At 62.8% G+C, this 1,590-nt stretch carries 3 protein-coding genes; all 3 read left to right on the forward strand.

Going from position 1 to position 1,590, the window contains the following annotated elements; translation table 11 throughout:
- A partial coding sequence (locus NW809_RS12450; RefSeq protein ID WP_414402288.1) for a PPC domain-containing DNA-binding protein occupies window positions 1-479 on the forward strand: 479 nt, incomplete at its 5' end.
- A 117-nt stretch (window positions 480-596) separates the two neighbouring features.
- Complete coding sequence (locus NW809_RS12455; protein WP_011430019.1) at window positions 597-1,073, forward strand: pentapeptide repeat-containing protein; 477 nt, start codon at window positions 597-599, stop codon at window positions 1,071-1,073.
- Between the two features lie 22 nt (window positions 1,074-1,095).
- Window positions 1,096-1,371 carry a lipopolysaccharide assembly protein LapA domain-containing protein gene (locus NW809_RS12460; RefSeq protein WP_011430018.1) on the forward strand — a complete coding sequence of 92 codons (276 nt, stop codon included), beginning with the start codon at window positions 1,096-1,098 and terminating at the stop codon, window positions 1,369-1,371.
- The last annotated feature ends 219 nt before the right edge of the window (window positions 1,372-1,590 follow it).

Consider the following 1,590-nt stretch of genomic DNA (forward strand, 5'->3'; position numbering starts at 1 on the left):
CGGGATCCCTGCGCGTCTACCCCTTGCGCCTGCTGCCCGGCCAAGACCTAAAGCAGGAATTGGAGCGCTTTGCCCGCCAGCAACCCCTGCAGGCGGGGTTTGTCCTCAGCGCCGTTGGCAGCCTCAGCCAAGCCACCCTGCGCCTGGCCGATCAAACCGAGGATTACCTATTGTCGGAACGCCTGGAGATCCTGGCTTTGAGCGGATCCCTGTGCCCGGACGGAGTCCATCTTCACCTCGCCGTTGCCGATGCCCAGGGCCGAACTTGGGGAGGGCACCTGCGCCCCGGCTGCCTCATCTACACCACCGCCGAGATCGTCCTCGCCGACAGCCTGGAGTACCGCTTCTCCCGCCAGCCGGATCCGGCCACCGGCTACTTGGAGCTGCACATTGAAATTGAAAAGGTGGCAGAAGCAACCCCGCCCTCTCCCCAGAGGGCAGATGGGACAGGGGTGGGGATCCCTTCTTGCCCGCCGTGAGCCGCAAGCGGCTGTAGATGGACGGTATAATGGCCAACATTTAGCATTGAGTCATTAGCACCTCGTTTGGCAATCAAGGGTTGCTGAAATAAACTCGGCAATTGGGGGTACCCGGCCATGCCCCGAGTGACCACTGCAGAGGAGCTGCTGGCAGAATATGCCGCCGGCGAGCGCAACTTTCAAGAATCCAACCTGGTGGGCGTGGATCTGGTGCGCGCCACCCTGCAGGGGGCGAATCTGAGAGGGGCCAACCTTTCCTTTGGCAAGCTGAGTGGAATTAACTTGCAGGAGGCCGATCTGCGGGGGGCCGATCTCAGCTCCGCCAACCTGATGGGGGCCAACCTGCGCGGGGCCAACCTTTGGGAAGCCAACTTGATCGGCGCCGATCTCAGCTTTGCCGATTTGCGGGAAGCCAACTTGCACGGGGCCTACCTTTGGGAAGCCAAGCTAACCCGCGCCCAACTGCAGGGATCCGACCTGAGCGGGGCAAAAATAGGCGGAGCAGTGCTGACGGGCGCTGACCTGAGCGGCGCCATCCTGCCCGATGGCACAGTGCAGCCCTGGGCTGCTCCGTCGGCCAGCAAGGCAGAATAGAACTGTTGCGACGGGATCCCTCATGCTGCTGCTGTTCAACCTGGCCTTGACACTGCTGCTGGCTTTGGGAGTGGCAGTCCTGGCCGGACAAAACCCCACCCCCCTGACCGTCCATTTTTTAATTTGGCGCTCGGTGGAGCTGCCCTTGGGATTGCTCATCGCCGTGGCCATCGGCCTGGGCCTGTTGACGGCGGGGCTGGGCTCTTTGCTTTGGCCGGGGCGCAGCTTCTCCCTGACTGCCCGTCAGCTCCAGGAACGGCTGCAGCAACTGGAAAGGCAAGATCAGCCGCTGCCTTAGCCGCCCTGGCTCTTGCCGATCGAGTCTGGGATCCCTTCAGATTTTTGTGGGCTGTCCTGCCGCCGGAGTGACCCACGCACTCAAGACAGGGCGTAAGCTGAGAGAGGATCCCTTTGCTGTTAGCGGTGCACAGCCCGAGTGACAACCATGCCTCATTCCCAACCCTCTTCCCCGGCTAGCTCCCCCCAGGATCCGCGCGCCCTGCGCAAGGCCCTGCGC

The sequence above is a fragment of the Synechococcus sp. WC101 genome (genome assembly GCF_047461555.1).
In the GTDB taxonomy this organism is placed as follows: domain Bacteria; phylum Cyanobacteriota; class Cyanobacteriia; order Thermostichales; family Thermostichaceae; genus Thermostichus.

What these genes read in the sequence shown, in the direction of transcription:
- NW809_RS12455 (WP_011430019.1), top strand. Translation starts at nt 597, where the DNA reads ATGCCCCGAGTGACCACTGCAGAGGAGCTGCTGGCAGAATATGCCGCC.
- NW809_RS12460 (WP_011430018.1), top strand. Translation starts at nt 1,096, where the DNA reads ATGCTGCTGCTGTTCAACCTGGCCTTGACACTGCTGCTGGCTTTGGGA.